The sequence below is a fragment of the Variovorax sp. GW458-11-26-14-LB1 genome (assembly GCF_059423965.1).
The window spans coordinates 1-3,700 of the sequence record NZ_JBWKYW010000101.1 but is presented as its reverse complement, the minus strand read 5'-3'; the positions used below and the strand labels follow the sequence as shown (position 1 = coordinate 3,700).

General features: G+C 69.6%; 4 protein-coding genes. 3 read left to right on the top strand and 1 reads right to left on the bottom strand.

The annotated features are described in order from the left end of the window. On the bottom strand, positions 1-1,246 hold a 1,246-nt coding region (locus AC07YS_RS31855), incomplete at its 3' end, for an AsmA family protein (RefSeq protein WP_495275767.1). Positions 1,247-1,342: 96 nt separating this feature from the next. On the opposite strand from AC07YS_RS31855, the gene AC07YS_RS31850 reads away from it, so the two are divergent. The 3 genes from AC07YS_RS31850 to AC07YS_RS31840 all read left to right on the top strand — a co-directional run. Further along, positions 1,343-1,765, top strand: coding sequence for a hotdog fold thioesterase (locus AC07YS_RS31850; RefSeq protein WP_495270360.1), 423 nt, complete (start codon positions 1,343-1,345; stop codon positions 1,763-1,765). A 160-nt stretch (positions 1,766-1,925) separates the two neighbouring features. Beyond that, on the top strand, positions 1,926-3,212 hold the full coding sequence (locus AC07YS_RS31845; RefSeq protein WP_062481812.1) for a solute carrier family 23 protein: 1,287 nt from the start codon (positions 1,926-1,928) through the stop codon (positions 3,210-3,212). Positions 3,213-3,343: 131 nt separating this feature from the next. After that, the coding region (locus AC07YS_RS31840) for a septum site-determining protein MinC (RefSeq protein WP_495275766.1) at positions 3,344-3,700 on the top strand (357 nt) is incomplete at its 3' end.

Genomic DNA, 3,700 nt, shown 5'->3' with positions numbered 1-3,700 from the left:
CCCCGATCGCCGTGCCCACCCCCGGCAGCACCGCGCTGCCAACGGCCGCCCCCGCGAGCGCGCCGCCGGTCATCGAGACCTCGGGCTCGGCCACGCTGCCGCCGATCTTCAGCGGCACGCCGACCACGCCGTCGACCAGGTCCACCGCCATCTCGCCCGACATCTGGCGGTTGAAGAGGCGCAGGTTGCCGCTGGCCGTGAGCACGCCCGAGCGCGCCTTGAGGTTCGTGTAGCGCATCACGATGCCGTCTTCGGTGCCCTGGGTGTCGAGCGTGCCGGTGAGCTCGTCCAGCGCCGTGGTGCCGCCGCGGCTGATGCCGGCGGTGGTCACGGCCTTGGCCAGGTCGAGCCGGGTCAGCGTGGCGGGCTGCACCGAGAAGGTCGTGCGCGTGTGCAGGCCGCGGATCAGCGCGCCCACCTCGCGGGCCTCGGCCACCAGCGAGGTGTGGCCCGAGACCTTGCCCGCCACCGCCGAGCGGCGCCCGAAGGCCTGCACCAGCGCCTCGATGTCGACCTGCCGCGGATCGAGCTCGGCCGACACGCGCAAGCCCCGCCCTTCAGGCAGCACCTCGAGCCGCGATTCACCGTTCCACGTGCCGCCGCCGGCGTCGATGCGGGTGCGCCAGCGGTCTTCCGTGCCCTCGCGGTCCAGCCGCAGGCGCACGGGCGATGCGGCGCCGGCGCGCTCCAGACGCAGCTCGCGCGGGCGCCAGTTGTCGTCGAACGTCACCTCGCCGTCGTAGGCCAGCGCGATGTCGCGGCGGTCGATCCAGACCACGTCGCGCCAGCGCACGCGCTCCACCGGCACGGGCGCCAGGGTCCAGGGCGCAGGCAGCGGCACGATGCGCTCGCTTTCCTGCGGCTCGGGGCCTTTGTCCCGGAAGGCACGCACCGAGGCGCGCGGCAACACCAGGCTCTCGAGCGCGATCTCGTCGATGGCCACCTCGCGGCGCAGCAGCAGCGGCCACAGGTGCAGCCGCACGCTCACGCGGCGCAGGGTGATGGGCTGGGGCTGGTCGGTCGCCAGCTCGGACAGCGCCAGCACGGGCACCGGCCACAGCGACCAGTGGGCGCCGCCCACCGTCAGCTCGACGCCGTAGCGCTGCGAGAAGCCGGCGGCGATGCGGGCCGCCACCTCCTCGTCGTCGGGCAGGCGCGCGGCCACCACGAGCGCCAGCGCGCCGATGCCCAGCAGCAGCACCGCCACCGAGCCCAGGAGCCACCGCCGCACCGAAGGGAAGGTCATCGACCCAAGGTAGCACGCAAAGGCGACTGCGGTTGTCAGCCGTCGTCGCTATAGTGCCCTCGGTGCCCTCGCACCCCCTGTATCGGAGACCCCTGCATGCGTATCTGGAAGAAAGAGATCTCGGTCGAATCGCTGACCGCCAACCACGTGGGCACGGCCGTGGCCACCCTGGGCATCGAATTCCTGGAGGTGGGCGATGACTTCATCCGCGCCCGCGTGCCGGTGGACGAGCGCACCCGCCAGCCCTACGGCATCCTGCACGGCGGCGTGTCGGTGGTGCTGGCCGAGACGCTGGGCTCCTGCGGCGCGCACTACTCGGCCCCCGAGGGCGACCGCGCCGTGGGCCTGGACATCAACGCCAACCACATCCGCTCGGCCACCAGCGGCTGGGTCACCGGCACGGCACGGCCGGTGCACCGCGGGCGCACCACGCAGGTCTGGCAGATCGACCTGACGAACGAGGCGGGCGAGCTGACCTGCGTCTCGCGCATCACCATGGCGGTGCTGCAGCCGCGCTGAGCGCGGGCGCGCCTTCCGGGCGCTTCTTCTTTTTCTTCTTCTCCCGCTGGTACGCCTCTTGCGGGTGGCACCCGTGTTCAGCACGGGGTGGATCGACCACAATCTCGCCCCAGGGAGCGCGTCGACCCCCCATACACACCAACCGAGGAGAAGAAAACACATGTTCAACTGGACTGAAAAGCCGGTGTCCACACTGGCCAACGGCGCGGTCATCGCGCCCGACGAGCGGCTGCCCTGGCTGCAGACCGGCGCGATGGGCATCCAGCACGTGATCGCCATGTTCGGCGCCACGGTGCTGGCGCCGATCCTGATGGGCTTCAACCCCAACATCGCGATCCTGATGAGCGGCATCGGCACACTCATCTTCTATCTCGTGACGGGCGGCAAGGTGCCCAGCTACCTGGGCTCGAGCTTCGCCTTCATCGGCGTGGTGATCGCGGCCAGCGGCTACGCGGGCAAGGGGGCCAACGCCAACATCGCGGTGGCGCTGGGCGGCATCGTGGCCTGCGGGGTGGTCTACATCCTGATCGGGGCCATCGTGCAGGCCGTGGGCACGGGCTGGATCGAGCGCTTCATGCCGCCCGTGGTCACGGGCGCCGTGGTGGCGGTGATCGGGCTGAACCTGGCGGGCATTCCCATCAAGAACATGGCGGCCAGCAACTTCGATTCGTGGATGCAGGCCGTGACCTTCCTGTGCGTGGGCCTGGTGGCGGTGTTCACGCGCGGCATGGTGCAGCGCCTGTTGATCCTCATCGGCCTGATCCTGGCCACGCTGGTGTATGCCGCGCTCACCAACGGCATGGGCCTGGGCAAGCCGGTCGACCTCAGCGGCATCGCCAACGCGGCCTGGTTCGGCCTGCCGACCTTCACGGCGCCGGTGTTCACGGCCAACGCGATGCTGCTGATCGCGCCCGTGGCGATCATCCTGGTGGCGGAAAACCTCGGCCACCTGAAGGCCGTGACGGCCATGACCGGGCGCAACCTCGACCCGTACATGGGCCGCGCCTTCATCGGCGACGGCATCGCCACGGTCATCAGCGGTTCCGCAGGCGGCACCGGCGTGACCACCTACGCCGAGAACATCGGCGTGATGGCGGCCACGCGCATCTACTCGACGGCGGTGTTCGTGGTGGCGGCCTTCATTGCGCTCATCCTGGGCTTCAGCCCCAAGTTCGGCGCGCTGATCCAGGCGATTCCGCTGCCGGTGATGGGCGGCGTGAGCATCGTGGTGTTCGGCCTGATCGCCATTGCCGGCGCCAAGATCTGGGTCGACAACAAGGTCGATTTCTCGCAGAACAAGAACCTGATCGTGGCCGCCATCACGCTGATCATCGGCACCGGCGACTTCACGCTGAAGTTCGGCGACTTCGCGCTCGGCGGCATCGGAACCGCCACTTTCGGGGCCATCATCCTCTACGCCCTGCTGGGCCGTTCGCGCAACGCCTGAGCGCAGACAAAGTGAAACCTCGTGCAATAACTGTTGTGCGGGGTCAGTGAACGCGGCGCCGGTCACCGGGCTTTGGCCGGCGCCCGTTAGACTCCAACGCTTTTCGCACCGACGTTCACACACGTTTTCCAATGGCCGATGTTTCCGCCGCTCGTACCAAGGCGGTTTTCGAATTCAAGAGCGCCACACTGCCGCTGATCGCAGTGATCCTCAAGACAGCCGACCTCGACGTGCTGGCCGAGGCGCTCGACGCCCAGTTGGCGGATTCGCCCGACTTCTTCGAGCAGGAGCCGGTGGTGATCGACCTCTCGCTGCTGCAGGAACAGGCGGCCGAGGGCGGCACCGACGCCCCCGAAATCGACTTTGCCGCCCTGCGCAGCCTGCTGGCGCGCCACCAGACCCAGCCGATCGCCGTGCGCGGCGGCAGCCCCGAGCAGCATGCCGCGGCACGTGAAGCCGGCCTGTCGGTGGCCGCCATGCCCGCGGCC